A 16,565-nucleotide genomic window follows, 5' to 3' on the forward strand; every position below is an offset into this window, starting at 1 on the left:
CGACCTCTACCTATAAGTCCGAGGATTGGAGTAATGAATAGTCTGATTTTAATTTCTCCCTCAAAGCGTTCCGGCTTTCAACCAATTCTTTCTGGTAACGAATGAGAGAAGTATTTCTATTCAGTTGTAGTTGTGAGTTGTAGTTGTGATAAATATTATAGGGCTGTTATTTCTACCTAAATGTCTGCTGCCGCACCTTCTTTCGTCTTGCCGCGTCCATTTCTGAAATGGGCTGGAGGCAAAACAAGGTTGATTGGACAATATCAACCTTATTTTCCTAAAAAGTTCACCACTTACTACGAGCCTTTTTTGGGCGGCGGAGCCGTATTTTTTTACTTAGCACAACAGCACCCTTCTGTGCAAGTTGTGTTAACAGATATTAATCCTGAGTTGATTAATGCTTATCGCTGTGTCAGGGATAAAGTTGAGGATCTGATTGAGCTTTTGTTAGAGCACGCTTTAGAGCACAGCAAGGACAATCCAGCCTATTATTACTCGGTGCGATCGCGATCCTACAACACAGATACAGAAAAAGCAGCACGGCTAATCTACCTCAATAAAACTTGTTACAACGGCCTCTACAGAGAAAACTCCAAAGGTGAATTTAATGTTCCCATAGGCAGATACAAAAATCCTAACATTTGTCAACCAGAATTATTGCGATCGGTCTCATCTCTACTCGAACCAGCTCAAATTGAAGTGAGAAAATTCGATCGAATTTTAGATTTTGCTACAAGCAGCAAAGACTTTGTTTATTTTGACCCGCCTTATTATCCTATCAGTTCTACTAGCGATTTCACAGCTTACAGCCGCGAGAACTTCAAACAAGCCGAACAGATAAAGCTTAGAGATGTTTTTGCAGAACTTGCCCAACGGGGTGTCAAAATTATGCTGTCTAATTCTAACTGCGATTTCATCGATAAAATATACAGCGATGCTGAAGCTTTTAAAATAGCTCATCTCCCTCAGCAAATTGAAATATCAGCGTCTAGGGGAATTAACTCTAAGAGTTCCAAGCGCGGCAAAGTCAAGGAATTATTAATAAGTTCATTTTAACTAAACACCAAAATCCACTCTCTATCTAGTCGAAGTTGAGTTAGTTAGGTGTAGGGTGCGCCGCCACCGAAAATTCCTCAAGAAAAATTGATAATGTAACCGTTCCACACCTGTGATTGCACGGCCTGTGGAAACAAACCCATTTTTGGATAGCAATGCTTTTCGTCGATATCAACCACAAAAAGTTTAGAAACAGTGTCAAAAAATTGGCAAAAAAAAGGAATTATTACCTATTGACTTGTTTGGACTTTAGGTGGTATATTTTAGATAATGGAAGTGGTGAGTCTAATTTTAATTTTGCGACTATTCCCATTATTAAATTGTACCTCCAAAAAACTTCAGAGTCAAGCGGTTAACTCGAAAAAAAAGGGCGATTTTTTTCACTTTAATAAAATTAAAATATTTGAATGCTGGGTTATCGTAAATAATAGCAGTTTCCCCAAAAAAAGCAACTGTAGGGAAGGGGAAAATGGCGATCGCGATCGGTAATGCCTGATTAGAGATGTTTGTTAGCCCAAGTAATGAAAGCTTCGAGCTTGTGAGCCCCCAAAAGATTTTGATTTTAGGGAATTTGCTTTTTAAACCAGTCGATCGAACCTTGCCCATTACTCACAAGTTAAGCTAAAAGCACTGTTGTCAATGAGTAATCTTACTCATTTTTTTTACCGAGATACCAATTAAAATATGACTCCATTTGTTCCTTTATTATTGAAAAAAAATTGTTCGGGACTTCTTTGAGTTCCAGGGAAAGGAGAAATAATTAGCCTGATCTGAGGTTTTCGTTGTCGCTTAACAATCCCTAAATCTTGATTTTTATCGTCAGCAAAATACTTAACTTTCGTCAGAAGCTAATCCTTTTTGATAGGCAACAGAAAAATGATACATTCCCCGATAAATCATTTCTAATGAAACACGTTCAATTGGCACTCCTAATTCATCTGCAACGGCATCCCCTAAGTCTACCAAAACCGCATAAAATAGCCAGGTAGCCCAGATTTGGAGCTGAATTCCGTTGACAGAACCTGTCCATAAATAACTTAAATTTAGGAGTCTCTTTACTATACAAAAGGCGTCTTCAATTCGCCAGCGTCTTTGATATAAATCTGCCACTACATAGGGGGCAATATTTCGGGTTCTCGGACACTCGTCAGATAAGAACGCCAGCTATTTTTCGAGCGAATTTGTACTAATCTTATAGTCAAACTTGGTGTCTTTTTTGTCCCTGCACCTATCTGGATTATCTGGTCTTTGACATTATAAGTATTGGTTAATACCCGCTTGACTTGATAAGATGCACCTTGGGAGCATCTCATTTTTGCAAAAAGCATTTTTTTTTACAGTGCGAGCTTAAGAGCTCGCGTATTGTACAATACGCGAGCTCTTAAGCTCGCACTACTACAAATGCAAAACTGAGATACACCCTGCACCTTTCTTAATTTGAGTGATAAATCCAATTTCTTGCTCAATTGATTTTGACCAAAAAGCGAAGTGATAGAAGCCTCTATCCAGTAACAGCAAAGTTTTTGGCTTAACTGTTTTTAGTAAATCTTCTTCCCAATGGGTATCTGCTTGTTTCGGATTTGTCCAAAACCAAATTTCTTCGGGAAGATGAGTTACTAGGTCTATTATTACTCACATTTTTCCGGATAATTTACCAATTGGAACATCTGATAAACTTTCTAGTTTACGAAATAATGCTTCTAATGTTGAGCCGTCTGCTATGCAGATATTTTCAAAGTTTTTTAAGGCAAATTGTACGCTATCTGGTAATGGTCTCGACTTTCTCATCAACCATTTTTGTCGAAAATGAGGTACTAATTCTTTAAATACTTTTTCAAACAAAATAGCTCTCAAAGTTAAAAATCTGAGTGATAATGCTTGTTGGCTAATTTCTTGTGGCTGACATCATAAAAAGCCTTCTCTCTTTAATAATCTGGTTAATTCTGTTACTCCTGCTACGTCTCGCCATAATAAACTTAATACGGAGACCATCATTAACGGTAGTGTTAAAATTCTATCTCTTAAATTTAGTTGGCGATAAAAAGTTTTTTGGGCCGCCATTGCTGGAATTAATAAATCTTCCAGGTGATTCGCGATCGCTTCGTTTTCTACTTGAGGACGATTTTTTTTCTTTGCACGATCTCGGTTGATTCGTTTTTTGCTACTCATAAACTGGTTCAATTATGGCTCAACTGCTTACCCGGTCAAGGTTTCATCCTATTTTACCTCTTGCAAGTCTACCCCCTTGACAATTTGCACTTTTTCTTAACTTGTCACAAATGGTCAACCGTCAACCGTCAACCGTCAACAGACTACTTTTGCGGGCGCTGATATTTACTCAATAAATCAGCAAAGCGTTTGTAATCCAAAGGCTTCCTCAAATACTCCGCCGCTCCCAATTCTAAACCATGATTTTGATCGTCCAAAAAAGTCAACATAATCACCGGAATATTAGCTAACTCCGGATCGGCTTTCAAGGCCGAGAGAACCGCCCAGCCGTCCATACTCGGCATCATCACGTCTAGAGTAATCGCATCAGGTAGCGACTCCTTAGCTAACTCAAGCCCTGCCTCACCGCTAGCTGACGAGAGTACCCGAAATCCTTGTTTCGACAAGCAGCGGGCGATCAAATCTCGCGAGTCAGGATCGTCGTCAATTACTAGCACAGTCGCAGCATCAGGAAGTTCCAGCGCTTGCGATCGCACTTCTTGCTGCGCCGTTTCTTCCGGTGTTCGATCGCCCTCGGCTTCTTTCTCGATTTTAATCGCCATCGGCAAGCGAATCGTAAAAGTAGAACCGCAATCAAACTGGCTCTCAACTGTAATATCCCCGCCCATCATCTGGCAAAACTTTCGGCTAATAGTAAGCCCCAAACCCGTGCCACCGTACCTGCGGGTAGTCGAATCGTCAGCTTGTGAAAAAGCTCCAAACAGCCTCGAAATCTGATCGTCAGTCATGCCGATGCCCGTATCGGTGACTTGAAACACGATCGAATATTTGTGAAATTCAGAGGCAATATCCGAGATATCCTCGGAATTCTCCACCGGCAAAACTTCCGATTCTTCCTTCCAAACATTAATTGTAATTTTGCCTCGATCGGTAAACTTAGCAGCATTGCTGGCCAAATTCAACAGCGCTTGCCGCAGCTTCGCCGAATCAGCGTAGATCGTACCAATATCGCGATCGCAATTGACACTCAAAGTATTGCCATTTTTCCCCACCAGCGGTTGAACAGTAGTCATAACCTGATCGACTAAATTCAAGACATCAAAAGTCTCCAGGAAAAGAGTCATCTTTCCTGCTTCTATTTTAGAAATATCCAGGATGTCACTAATAATGTTCAGCAACTGCTTGCCTGCCATATTAATGCTTGCCAAATCCATCACAAACTCTTCTTCGCCGAGTTCAAGAGCCTCTTCTTGCAGCAGCTCGCTGTAGCCAATAATCGCATTTAAGGGCGTCCGCAATTCGTGAGTCATATTTGCCAAAAACGTGCTTTTCGCGCGGTTAGCAGCTTCCGCAGCGTTCTTAGCAATTTCCAATTCACCCGATCGCTCTTCTAGCTGTCGTTGCCGCACCTCCAAACCTTTGAGCAAACTGCTAATTTGCTGAGCCATTGTATTGAGAGTAGAAGATAGAACTCCGATCGCATCATTAGACACCACAGGCGATCGAGCCGTCAAATCACCGCTCGCAATCAGTTGGGCAGTTTCCCGGAGCAAACCCAAATTCCGAATAATCGCCGACACCGACACACAAGCAACTATACCTGCGATCGAACTCAAAACCAAAGCCCCCACCAGCCAACTCTGAGTGCGACTCGCCACAGCCATAGTTTGCTCGGCCAGCACCGCCATTGTTGCCTCCGCAGCCCCCGCTGGAGCTGATGCTGCCTGCATCGCCAGCAAAGAGTTCTTCATCTCCAAAGAACCCATCCACCCGACTCCCACCGCCATCCAAGCGATCAGTACCATGATCACAAACAGCCCGAGCAAAGAAGCCCTAGTACCCACAGAAATCTGCTTCGGACTTAGTGCGGCCGCCCAAGGGTAGCTTTTGAGAAAAGGATCCGGCTGTACAGGTGCCCCGGAATTCCAAATCTCCTCAATTTGACCGTCCGATCGCACCTGACCAATCCGCACTGTTTTCCAGGTATGCTGAGTTTTGGCATCTATTTTTACCATGCCAGAAGGCGCTGCAAACTCAATATTTTTAGCAGCCGCCCTGACTTTAATTACATCTATCGAACCAGCTTTTTCTACTGCTTTCTTCCACAGATAAACCCCCAAATAAGCCGCTTCGATTGGGTCATCCGTGACACGATTTTCCCCGTATCTCGCTTTATAATCCTTAACAAATTTCTGATTTTCCGCTGTATCAACAGTTTGAAAATAGTTCCAAACCACCCAATGTCCGGCAATATTGGACGGCCCTATCGCCCGTATTTCCTCTTCTGCCACGCTAACCGACATCACCGGCAAATCCTCCGGTTTCAAACCAGCTTCCCGCAGACGAAGGAAAAAAGCCACATTGCTGTCGCCGTTAAGACTGTTGAGAATCGCATCCGGTTTCACTGCTAAAATATGTGCGATCGCCTCGTCCACCTCCCTCGAACCCAGTGGCAGATACACTTCCCCCGCCAACTCTCCTCCGAGTGCAGCCAGTTGAGCTTTCACAATCAAATTTGCCGTCCGGGGAAAAATATAATCAGAACCCAACAGGAAAATTTTCCGCTTCCCCTGAGCCAGCAAGTAATTCACCCCAGGTACAATCTGTTGGTTCGGGGCCGCACCAGTGTAAAAAATATTCGGACACTGTTCTAGCCCTTCATACTGTACCGGATAAAAGAGCAACCCATTGCCGTACTCAAAAGCCGGCAGTACCGCCTTGCGACTAGCCGAAGTCCAACAACCAAATACCACCGCCACCTGCGATTCTTGGAGCAATTGCTTAGCTTTTTGAGCAAAAGTCTGCAAATCGCTGGCTCCATCTGCTATCACCGCTTCCAAGGGGCGTCCGAGTACCCCTCCCGCCGCATTAATTTCCTCAACAGCCAACAGCGTCGCATCTTTTACAGAAATTTCGCTGATGGACATAGTTCCCGTCAGCGAATGCAACACGCCTATTTTGATCGGCTCACAAGTTTGGCCGGCTGCTTCGAGGGGGTTACTGCTGCTTGCTCCCATAGGGTTTTAGATACTTTTTACTAATAACAGAAATTTTAGTTCAATCTTGCGGGAAGTTAGTCCGGAGGCTAACTCTGGTTTAGCAGATTATTTCACCCGATCGCCACACAACTTGACAATTGCTGCATCTTGTTGATTTTAACGGTCAAACCTTCCTGCATTGACTTAATTCTGCACTAACCTGTCACCGATTTTTCTCTCAATCTGTGACGGAGGTCTAAGCAGCCTCATCAAACAAACGGTAGAACCCACTTGTGCAATGCAGCAGAAAAATTATCCCCCTCTTCCCTCTTACACTCTCCCACGCTCTCATCCATCTCCTCTCCCCAACTCATTCACCGCCTAGCTGCGTGCGAGTCACCAACTAATAGCACCTACTCAGACACTATTCCCATTCCCATATCTTGCTTCCGGGAGATGTAACTCTCGGTAGATTGCTCTTAGTATAATACTCAAACCTCAGAACTCACCCACTCTTCCCCAGCCCCTATCACCCTTCAGGCAGAGGGAACTCTCCGTGCTTTACCTTAGGATCGAGGTAAGGTCAACTTTGAATTAGCCTTGTTGAAAATATTTTTGGCATAAATTAGGGTTGTCAGCAGTTGCCAAAATACCTAGATTTACCTAGAAATAAAAGTTAATTCAAGGGTGGTCAGTAGATTTAAGATAGATGTTAATATATAAAAATCAAGTCAGGCGAACCCGACAACTATCGAACTCAATGACCAGCATCACTTACTGCAAAGCACTTTCTACACCGATAGATGAGTTGAACGCGATCGGTAAAACTCAGCTAGAAATGTTTTTGAGCGCTTACACACCAATATTTCACAAAGCAGTATGTGAAACTGTCAACTTTATGATGTTAGGAGAAGGATTTAACAAGTCATACTGGAACACGCACCTACAAAAAACTTACGGTATTAGCAAACGTCATGCCAATGGTGTAATCTCATCGGCTAAGGGTGCTGTTGATAGCGCCAAGGAGTGCCGGATTTCACACATAAAAACCTTAGAAAATCAAGCTAAATCTTGTGAAGCTTGGCTAAAAAAAGCTGAGAGAAAACTCAAATTAGCTCGAAAGTTTTACGCTAAAAAAAACTGGCAAAATAGTAAAAGCGGTTGTGCATTTCCGTTATCTAGTGACCTAAAGTATAGACAAACTAACTGGCAAAACCTACGCTTTCAGATACACAATAAAAAACGTAAGCTGACCAGGTATCGGCAAATATTAGCCGTCCTAAAATCAATCCCTGTGCGGGTTCGTGTCCCCAAGAATCAAGCCTTTATCGTGGGTTCCAAAGATGAATCTTATGGTAATCAAGTGTGTCAGTGGGATGGGGATAATTTAAGAGTTAGAGTGCCAGCTTGTTTAGAATCTAAGTTTGGTAAAAATGTAGATTCGTATATTGGCGATTTCCCTCGCAATATTAACCGATTACCAGCTACGGGCGCTAAAACTTGGCACTTCTATTATAAATCTGGTAAATGGTGTGTTGCTGTTAGTTTCACGCCCTCCAATGTTGAGCAGGTATCGCGTTCTGTAGATTATGGTTGTATTGGTATCGACATGAATCCAGGCTCGATTGGTTGGGCGTATATTGATACCGAAGGTAACTTGAAAGCACAGGGTAAAATCCGACTACAAACTGGTTTACGCAAGGGTCAACAGCAAGCTCAAATTGTTAAAGCTTGCCGAGAATTATCGGCATTAGCTATCAAGTTTCAATGTCCAATAGTCTGCGAGGAATTAGACTTTACCAGCAAGAAAGAGCAACTTAGAGAACGTGGCAAGAAATATGCTCGGATGCTATCAGGTTGGGCTTATTCTGAGTTGTTTAAGTTGTTAAACTCAATTCTTTCTAACAGAGGTATTGAGCTTTTAACGGTCAATCCTGCTTATTCTAGTATTATTGGTTTAGTCAAATATCTGAGGATGTATGGTTTGGCTAGTGATGAAGCAGCGGCGTTAGTTATCGGCCGTAGGGGAATGAGATTGTCGGAAAAAATACCAGGCTCCTTAACCGCCTTTGTTGAGGTGAACTCAACAAAGCACGTTTGGAGCCTGTGGAATCAACTGAATAAAAAAATCAAGCAATCTGGAATAATAACTAATAGACATAGTTACTATTCTAACTCTAACTGGGATTTCCTGGGCAACCTTGACATTGAGGAAGCGTAAGCGATAGGAAAGAATGCTTAAGAACCTTAAACCGCTGAGTCTTGCTAGGTTTACCTAGATTTTTAAAAGCGGTGAAAACTAATGAATATTGAAGAAAACCAGATCCACACTGTAAGTGGCAGCGAAGTTACATTACCAAAATCAAGGGAAAAATTGCTGGGCGAGGAAACAGAAAAAGCCCTCGGCCAGCAGAAACAAGAAAAAGCTCAAACTATGCGCGCTGTGGAACAGTTGAAAGAAGAACTTCAGCACAAAATAGATAAAGAATGTCATCACAAGGTAGATTAAAACTAATAACGTTTTTTTAGGGTGTGGGTAAGATGAAGTCTTGCCCACACTCTTTTTTTGAAGTCAGTTGTTAGTTGTTAGTTGTTATTTGTTAGTTGTTAGTTGTTAGTTGTCAGTTGTTATTTGTTATTTGTTATTTGTTAGTTGTCATTAGCGCGAGCGTCCTCGCTCGCGAACGTTTGTGAGTTGTCATTAGGAACGAAAAGTTAATAACTTACACAAGTTTGTGGGATGGGCGTCCCGCCCGTCCAGAAAGAATGGGCTCTCCCGCCCATCCCACAAGAACAATAAAAATTGTAAGTTATTTAATTCTCATTCCTTAGCGCGAGCGTCCCCGCTCGCGAACGTTAATTTCCCAAATCAGGATTTAAGTGTTTTGGTTTATGCTTCTGACAAAAAACTGATTTTGACTGCCAAGTACGACCAGCAATCAAATCAGATTGAAGACAAGTCTTGACTTGGTTAAAAAGCGGAATTTATAGCAGCGCGACGCTTTAATATTCCGCAGCTTTTTGAAGTCGAAGGAATCTCAATTTGAGACGGAACTGTTGTGTAGTTGGGAAAATAATTACCATGAGTAGCAGCGATAATTACAAGCGACAAATCATGAGCGATTTGGCTCAGGGCGATCGCGAAATGATGCCTGAGACAACTGGTGAAGAGTACGAAAATTTTGACGATTTTGCTCAGAGAACTTCCCCGGATCAGCGCAAACAATTATTCGGGCGTTCTTTTAATCACGAGTCTCTTCCGCCGGCACAGTTGGAACCGGAATTGCAAAAGGCGATCGCCCAAATCAAGCCGAACGAACTGGACGACGTGGCTCGGGAGTTCTTCAAGCAGTTGGACAAGAGAGGATTGAACGATCGCCAGTTGGAAAAGCAATTAGGACTTTCTACCCACCACGCGAGTCGCATGACTGCTGATGATGTTACCAAGCTTGCCTCGTTCACCTATCACAATCACCCGGATATTTTCCGAGAAGTGCTGGCAGAACAGCCTAGTTTGATGAAGTTTTTGGGAAATCCAGTGGTTGCGGGTATTTTGGGGATAGTTGCTGCTAAATGGCTCAACAGCCGGAAATGATTGAGGAAGGACTGAAGTCCTCACTACAAACCTTTAGAGATTGTTTGTAGCGAGGACTTCAGTCCTCTCTCATTTGATGAGGACTGAAGTCCTCACTACAGACTATTCGCTCCAATATCATACTAAATTTCGAGATTTTAAATCTTAATTATGCCGCTGGTTGCTGTTAGGGTGAGTAGGGAGCATCTCATTGTTGCAAGAAGCGTTTTTTATTGTAGTGCTGTCCCCGCTCGCGTGTTTGTATAAACACGCGAGCGGGGACAGCACTATAAATGCAAAACTGAGATGCTCCCGGTTAGTAAAACCCACTGCCAATTGCCCACTCCGAATTTGCGATCGCCAATTGCTAATTATTGCTTAGATATAAAAATAGCTGCACAGCACTAAACTGCGGTACACCTGACACTCCGCAAAATTAAATGTAGGATTAAGTGTTGCCGTAAACCAGGAAAAAAGATGAACATATCCACTATTTGGCGAAAATTCCGCAGCCAGCAAGCCTTCTGCTTGGCTGCACTGCTTGCGGGTTGCCTTGTATTTATCGGTTGTTCCCCCGCCCAGTCAGCGGCTGGCAATTCAGTCGATCCCAAGTTTAAAGAGCAAGTCTTGCAGGTGATCCGCGAAAACCCCCAAGCAATTTTAGATTCGGTACAAGCGTATCAGCAACAGCAGCAGCAGTCTCTCAAAGCAGCGCAGGAGTCATTTTTCCAGGAGATGAAAACAAATCCCAAATCGGCGATCGGGGATTCTCCTAGCACGGGTTCGGCTTCGCAGCAGATTGTACTTTTAGAATTCTCTGACTTTCAATGTCCGTTTTGCGCGCGCGCTCACGATACCGTTAAGCAGTTTATGGCAAAACACCAGGACAAAGTTACTTTAGCTTACAAGCATTTTCCCTTGAGTTCAATTCACCCTCAAGCGCTACCAGCAGCTAAAGCAGCTTGGGCTGCACAACAGCAGGGAAAATTCTGGGAATATTACAGCGCTTTGTTTGAAGGGCAAAAACAGTTAGGCGAGGAATTTTACGGATCGATCGCCCAAAAGCTCAATCTCAAGTTAGATAAATTCAACAGCGATCGCAACAGCCCCGCCGCCGAAGCCGCGATTCAGAAAGACGTGCAACTGGCTCAAAAACTGGGAATCGAAGGCACTCCATTCTTTATTCTGAACGGCAAAACATTCTCCGGTGCGCTGGAGCTTTCTGAGATGGAAAAGATTCTCGCCAGTGTCTCCAAATAACAAGGTAAAAGATACGACAAACTTAGTTTTTCTGTCTTTTTCACTTTTTCGTTGCAATTTCAATTTGGAGTCGTTAAAGATGCATTCCCAGACTAAAGTCTGGGAACAATCAAAATTTAACTGATTAGCGGAATTCCCCATCCGTCTACACGGTGGGGATGGATAGCGCGGCTGTTGGAACTCCCCGATCCAACAGCCAATTAGCTTTGCCTTCGACCTAGAATATTTATTTACTGATTTAAGTTTTTCGTAGTAAGATAGAGACATGAAACACGCAGTCAAGGTACGAATTTATCCTAACGATGAGCAGCAAGTAGCGCTATCAAAAGCATTCGGCTGTGCCCGTTGGTTTTGGAATAATTCGTTAGCCATGACCAATCAACTTTATAAAGAAACTGGTAAAGGGCTATCCCAGGAAGGGAGAAACGACCGTCTACCTGCTCTCAAAAAAGAGTTTGGATGGTTGGCTGAACCTTATAGCCAAGTGTTGCAATCGGTGTCGCTAAACTTGTCTAGAGCGTTTATCAATTTCTTTGAGCGACGGGATAAGGAATGAAAATTTAATAACACAAGCAAGGTATAATAAACAAATGAGTGATTGCAAAGGATGTAACATTTCATTTTGTGGTCAAAACTCATCCTTAGGAATGAAAATTTAATAACACAAGCAAGGTATAATAAACAAATGAGTGATTACAAAGGATGTAACATTTCATTCTGGTGGTCAAAACTCATCCTTATTCGATGTTCACCTTCTTTGTTTTCCTAATAATTGGTTAGTTAATTTCCTTCATTTTGTTCAGGTAAATTTATGTATTACTCCTCTGAAATTACTGCTCAGATGCGGAAACTTTATCAATCTCTATCTGAAAAAGATCGACGAAGATATGCAGCAATAGAAGCCGAAAAACTTGGTTATGGTGGAATTAGTTACATATCCCGAATTTTGGCAGCAGACAGAAATACAATAGCCAAAGGCATTAAGGAATTAAAAAGTGAATCAGAGACTACTTTTGAGGGACACAGAATTCGTCAAAAAGGAGGAGGAAGAAAAACTAGCGAGTCTCTGATACCTGGCTTGAATGAAAGTTTTTTAGAAGTGTTAAAACATTATACAGCAGGCAGCCCAATGGATGAGAAAATTAAATGGACTAATCTCACTCAAGAAGAAATAGTTGAAGGTCTGAAAGTTCATGGCATAACAGTCAGTGTAACGGTTGTCAAAAAATTATTAAAAAAGCACGGATATGTGAAACGTCAAGCTCAAAAAAAACAAACAACAGGAATAACAAAGAATCGTAACGAACAATTTGAAAATCTTGCCAGAATCACTGAAGAGTATGAGTTACAGGGAAATCCTATCATTAGCATGGATACCAAAAAAAAGGAATTTATTGGAAATTTATATCGCTCAGGAACTCTGTATACTACCGAAACAGTTACCACACTTGACCATGACTTTTTCAGTTTGGCTGAGGGCAAAATAGTACCTCATGGAATTTATGATGTGCAACATAACCGAGGATATTTAACCCTAGGTATTAGTAAAGATACGAGTGAATTTGCTTGTGAATCGATTAAATCATGGTGGATAAATTACGGAATCTATCTCTACCCTCAAGCAAGTTCAATCTTGATTAAATGCGATGGAGGTGGCAGTAATAATTCTAATCACTATATCTTTAAATCGGATTTGCAAAAATTAGTCAACGTAGCTCCATATAGAAATCAGAATAGCACATTATCCTCCCTATACATTGGAGTATAATCCAATAGAGCATCGCTTATTTCCTCATGTAACGAGAGCTTGTCAAGGAGTGATTTTTACTTCTGTTGAGTTTGTCAAAGAGCTCATGAAAAAAACCCACACAAAACCGGACTTTCTGTGGTGGTAAATGTGCTTGATAAAATTTATAAAACTGGTAGAAAAGTAGCAGATGGATTTAAGAATACAATGAAAATTATTTTTGATGAATATTTGCCAAAATGGAATTACCGTGCTGTTCCGACAAATGAGTAGATAATGAAGTTATTAATTTTTCAGTCCTAAGGATAGGGATTTTGTTGATTTAGTAATTAGCCTTGGCAAACCGCCTCAAATTCTTTGGCTAACCTGTGGCAACATTACGAATAAAGATTTGCATCGTATTTTTACTCGTGCTTTTCCTGACGCAATTGAGCTATTTAATAATGGCGAAAATATTGTGGAAATTGGTAGGATAAAATATAGCCTTTCTCAAAAAGATGAGGTATGACAGACAGCTTACATAACCTCCCAGACAAAGAGGGCTCGCATCCCAACAACGTCCGCGAATCTTTCTGAGAACCGCTATAAATTACTTTCGAGTTTTCCAATTATCAATCTCCTTGGTCACAAACTTCTCTAAAAATGTGTTTTTAGTCATTAGTTAATAGAGTTAATAGTGAAAAACTAATAACTAATGACCAATGAATAATTAATCTAAAAATCCCATTAAGGTCGAGCTGTCGTCAATGTCGTTGGAAGCAATTGGCCGGTTGCCTCCCATGGTGGAGTAAACTTCATCAATGTGCAGATTGCTGATCGCAATAGGGCGCGCACCGGACATACTGAACATTTCGCTGACTTGCATGGCGCTGGAGCCGATCGGGCGTCTGCCGAGTGTAGCCACCACTTCAAAGTCGCTGGCTTCGATCGGGCGATTGCCTACAGTGCCGTAGGTTTCGCTGATGTGCAGGGTGCTAGCGCCGATCGGGCGATTCCCCGAGATCGAGACTGTCTCGCTGATGGTAAAATCGTTTGGGCCGACGGGGCGGTTGTCATGTAGGAGTTGCGGCTGATAAAGTTGAATGCCCGCTGATTTGGCTTCGCTGGCGGGTGGTAGGGCCTTGGTAGTGCCTTTGCCGCCGCGGGGGCTCGCTTTGACTTTGTCTTTGGGTGTGAGAGCCATAATTTTTTTTCCTTGCTGATTACTGGGTTCGGACAACTGCTTTTCTGGGCTTTCTGCTTTCTATTTGAACCGATAATTAAAATAATATTATAAAGTTTAACTATTTTCTTAACGAAATTGCAGAATCTCTGAATTTTTGTTAAAATTTATCGGTAATAGCGACATTTTCCTATGGTAACTGCGGCAGCATCTTTTCAATTGCAAGCGCCCTTCGATCCCACGGGCGACCAACCGCTAGCGATCGCCCAACTCGTCAAAGGCATCCAAGCGGGCGATCGATTTCAAACCTTACTCGGCGCCACAGGTACAGGCAAAACCTTCACCATTGCCTCGGCGATCGAAAAAATCGGTAGACCCACCTTAGTCTTAGCACACAACAAAACCCTGGCCGCTCAACTGTGCAACGAACTCCGCAATTTTTTCCCCAACAATGCAGTCGAATACTTTGTCAGTTATTACGACTACTACCAACCTGAAGCATACATCGCCGTCAGCGATACTTTTATTGAAAAAACCGCAGCAATTAACGATGAGATCGATATGCTGCGACACTCCGCCACGCGATCGCTCTTTGAACGCCGCGACGTAATTGTCGTAGCATCAATTAGCTGCATTTACGGTTTGGGAATGCCCGCAGAATACCTAAAAGCTGCTATCCCTTTGCAAGTAGGAATGGAAGTCAACCAGCGGCAAATATTGCGAGATTTAGTCAACGTCCAATACAGCCGCAACGACCTAGATTTAGGTAGAGGCAAATTTCGAGTCAAAGGCGATGTTGTAGAAATCGGCCCCGCCTACGAAGATCGAATTATTCGCGTCGAATTCTTCGGCGACGAAATCGATGCCATTCGCTACGTTGACCCCGTAACTGGTAAAATCATCCAAAGTACAACGGCTTTAAATATTTATCCTGCGCGCCACTTTGTGACTGCTGATGATAAATTAGAGGCAGCTTGCCAAGGAATAGAACTCGAATTAGAAGACAGGCTGCTAGCATTTGAGAAAGAAGGGAAACTATTAGAAGCGCAGCGGATAGAACAGCGCACTCGCTACGATTTGGAAATGCTGCGGGAAGTTGGATACTGTAACGGAGTAGAGAATTATTCGCGGCATTTAGCAGGCCGAAATGCCGGAGAACCGCCCGAATGTTTGATTGATTATTTTCCGAAAGATTGGATGTTGGTAGTAGATGAATCCCACGTCACAGTGCCGCAAATTCGGGGAATGTACAACGGCGACCAAGCGCGGAAAAAAGTATTGATCGAACATGGTTTTCGCTTGCCAAGTGCTGCTGACAACCGCCCTTTGAAAGCAGAGGAGTTCTGGGCAAAAGAGAATCAGTGCATCTTTGTTTCTGCGACTCCGGGGAATTGGGAAATGGAAATCTCGGAAGGGAGAGTTGCCGAGCAAGTAATTCGCCCTACGGGAGTCGTCGATCCGACAATTTTCGTGCGCCCGACGGAAGGACAAATTGACGATTTGTTGGGGGAAATTAAGCAGAGAGTCACTCGGGACGAGCGAGTTTTGGTGACGACTTTGACGAAGCGGATGGCGGAGGATTTAACTGAATATTTGCAGGAAAGGGCGATTAGAGTCCGGTATTTGCACTCGGAAATTCAGTCGATTCAACGCATCGAAATTATTCAAGATTTGCAGGATGGCAAGTTTGATGTGTTGATTGGCGTCAACTTGTTGCGGGAAGGTTTGGATTTGCCGGAAGTGTCGCTGGTGGTGATTTTGGATGCGGATAAAGAGGGGTTTTTGCGATCGGAACGTTCTTTGATTCAAACGATTGGGCGGGCGGCGCGCCACGTGCAGGGACAGGCTATTTTGTACGCGGATAATTTGACTGATAGTATGGTTAAGGCGATCGACGAAACGGATCGGCGCCGGGGGATTCAGCTAGCGTACAATAAGATGCACGGGATTACGCCGCAGCCGATCGCGAAAAAGCGATCGACTAATGCGATTCTGGCGTTTCTGGATGTGTCGCGCAAGCTGAACTCGCAGCAGTTGGAGGAGGTTTACGAACAGGTGGATGAGTTATCTTTGGACGAGATTCCTCAGTTAATCGGGCGGTTGGAGACGCAGATGAAGGCGGCGGCGAAGAAGTTGGAGTTTGAGGAGGCGGGTAAATTGCGCGATCGAATTAAGCATCTGCGGGATAAACTGTTAGGGCATTAGATATCGACCATATTTACCGTGGAACAGGCATCTTGCCTGTTCAAAATAGGCTTTTGATGTATATTAAACTCGGCGGTTGAAACCGCGTCTACACGAACAAAACCCGCCTTCGCGGGTTGAAGAATGGGGAGCAATGAGCAAATTTCAGTTATTCGATGCAGTATGTTTAACCGAAGCAGTCGCCCTCGGTGATGGCGAGATTGCACCGCCAGAAACAGCCGGGGCAATTGTTGAGGTATTCAAAAACGGTGAAGCCTATTTAGTCGAGTTATTTGGCGGATGGGTGAAAGCAGAAGTTGGCGGAGATTTTGTTACCGCAACTCAGGATGAACCAGAATCATTTATGGAAACGATAGGTGTTGAAACGGTTTATCCGCATCAGTTGCGATTATACAACTGACGCATGGGCCCAGA

Annotated in this window: 11 protein-coding genes and 4 pseudogenes; 11 read left to right on the forward strand and 4 right to left on the reverse strand. The window is 43.1% G+C overall.

All coding sequences use genetic code 11. The features are described 5' to 3' along the window. The first annotated feature begins 180 nt into the window (after positions 1-180). On the forward strand, positions 181-1,056 hold the full coding sequence (locus JGK14_RS00345) for a DNA adenine methylase (RefSeq protein WP_325314566.1): 876 nt from the start codon (positions 181-183) through the stop codon (positions 1,054-1,056). A 677-nt stretch (positions 1,057-1,733) separates the two neighbouring features. Here the strand turns inward: JGK14_RS00345 and JGK14_RS00350 are convergent. The 3 genes and pseudogenes from JGK14_RS00350 to urtA all read right to left on the reverse strand — a co-directional run. Next, positions 1,734-2,366 (reverse strand): annotated as a pseudogene (locus JGK14_RS00350) (transposase); the annotation flags it as partial. 105 nt (positions 2,367-2,471) lie between these two features. Continuing rightward, a pseudogene (locus JGK14_RS00355) lies at positions 2,472-3,225 on the reverse strand (IS4 family transposase); the annotation flags it as partial. A 143-nt stretch (positions 3,226-3,368) separates the two neighbouring features. Further along, positions 3,369-6,242 (reverse strand): urea ABC transporter substrate-binding protein, encoded by a 2,874-nt coding sequence (gene urtA / locus JGK14_RS00360; RefSeq protein ID WP_293210411.1) that lies wholly within the window; start codon positions 6,240-6,242, stop codon positions 3,369-3,371. Between the two features lie 721 nt (positions 6,243-6,963). On the opposite strand from urtA, the gene JGK14_RS00365 reads away from it, so the two are divergent. From JGK14_RS00365 to JGK14_RS33935, 8 genes and pseudogenes are all read left to right on the forward strand, one after another. Continuing rightward, entirely contained in the window at positions 6,964-8,424 is a 1,461-nt protein-coding gene (locus JGK14_RS00365; RefSeq protein WP_325314567.1) for a hypothetical protein, read from the forward strand. 81 nt (positions 8,425-8,505) lie between these two features. Then, positions 8,506-8,712, forward strand: coding sequence for a hypothetical protein (locus JGK14_RS00370; protein WP_293174182.1), 207 nt, complete (start codon positions 8,506-8,508; stop codon positions 8,710-8,712). Positions 8,713-9,285: 573 nt separating this feature from the next. Further along, the gene (locus tag JGK14_RS00375; protein WP_293174185.1) at positions 9,286-9,798 is read left to right on the forward strand and encodes a hypothetical protein; all 513 of its coding nucleotides are present in this window, start codon (positions 9,286-9,288) and stop codon (positions 9,796-9,798) included. Between the two features lie 456 nt (positions 9,799-10,254). Then, a complete protein-coding gene (locus JGK14_RS00380; protein WP_293174188.1) occupies positions 10,255-11,037 on the forward strand; it encodes a DsbA family protein in 783 nt (260 codons plus the stop codon). Between the two features lie 265 nt (positions 11,038-11,302). Next, entirely contained in the window at positions 11,303-11,593 is a 291-nt protein-coding gene (locus JGK14_RS00385) for a helix-turn-helix domain-containing protein (RefSeq protein ID WP_293189355.1), read from the forward strand. Between the two features lie 255 nt (positions 11,594-11,848). After that, positions 11,849-12,805: an ISAzo13 family transposase gene (locus JGK14_RS00390; RefSeq protein WP_293202696.1), complete on the forward strand. Its 957-nt coding sequence runs from the start codon at positions 11,849-11,851 to the stop codon at positions 12,803-12,805. After that, positions 12,795-13,057, forward strand: a pseudogene (locus tag JGK14_RS00395) (ISAzo13-like element transposase-related protein). Before JGK14_RS00390 ends, JGK14_RS00395 begins: the two are co-directional and overlap by 11 nt. 40 nt (positions 13,058-13,097) lie before the next feature. Further along, positions 13,098-13,292 (forward strand): annotated as a pseudogene (locus tag JGK14_RS33935) (DUF5615 family PIN-like protein); the annotation flags it as partial. Positions 13,293-13,493: 201 nt separating this feature from the next. Here JGK14_RS33935 and JGK14_RS00400 read toward each other — a convergent pair. Then, a complete protein-coding gene (locus tag JGK14_RS00400) occupies positions 13,494-13,967 on the reverse strand; it encodes a hypothetical protein (protein ID WP_293174197.1) in 474 nt (157 codons plus the stop codon). A gap of 171 nt (positions 13,968-14,138) precedes the next feature. Between JGK14_RS00400 and uvrB the strand changes: the two genes are divergently transcribed. Further along, complete coding sequence (gene uvrB / locus JGK14_RS00405; protein WP_293174200.1) at positions 14,139-16,151, forward strand: excinuclease ABC subunit UvrB; 2,013 nt, start codon at positions 14,139-14,141, stop codon at positions 16,149-16,151. A 133-nt stretch (positions 16,152-16,284) separates the two neighbouring features. Further along, positions 16,285-16,551, forward strand: coding sequence for a DUF4926 domain-containing protein (locus tag JGK14_RS00410; RefSeq protein ID WP_293231829.1), 267 nt, complete (start codon positions 16,285-16,287; stop codon positions 16,549-16,551). Positions 16,552-16,565 lie beyond the last annotated feature (14 nt).

The organism is Microcoleus sp. PH2017_28_MFU_U_A (genome assembly GCF_020738035.1).
GTDB lineage: Bacteria > Cyanobacteriota > Cyanobacteriia > Cyanobacteriales > Microcoleaceae > Microcoleus.